Here is a 390-nt window from a genome sequence, read left to right on the forward strand (position 1 = left end):
CGCCACCTTGCCGGCGTGGATGGAGTCCTGACCGAGGCCCGGCCCCACAGTGCGCTCTTCGATGACCGTCAGCGTTGCCGGCAGCGCGCCGGCGCGCAGCAGCACCGCTAGGTCATTGGCGCTCTGCGGCGTGAAATTGCCGGAAATCTGGCCGGTGCCGCCGAGGATCGGCTCGCGGATCTGCGGCGCCGAAATCACCTGGTTGTCGAGGATGATGGCAAACAGTTTGCCGACATTCTGCGCCGTCGCCTGGCCGAAGCGGGTCGCGCCCTTGGAATCGAAACGGAAGGAAACGACCGGCTCGTTGGTCTGCGAATTGTAGGTCGCCTGCGCATCGACCAGATTCTCACCGGAAACGATGACGCGGTTCTCGATCAGGTACGGAACCGG

The 390-nt window shown here is 64.6% G+C and carries 1 pseudogene; it reads right to left on the reverse strand.

Features of this window, described 5'->3' with window-relative positions:
- Positions 1 to 390, reverse strand: a pseudogene (locus EN861_RS34395) (protein translocase subunit SecDF); the annotation flags it as partial.

The organism is Mesorhizobium sp. M8A.F.Ca.ET.218.01.1.1 (assembly GCF_004791165.1).
In the GTDB taxonomy this organism is placed as follows: Bacteria; Pseudomonadota; Alphaproteobacteria; order Rhizobiales; family Rhizobiaceae; genus Mesorhizobium.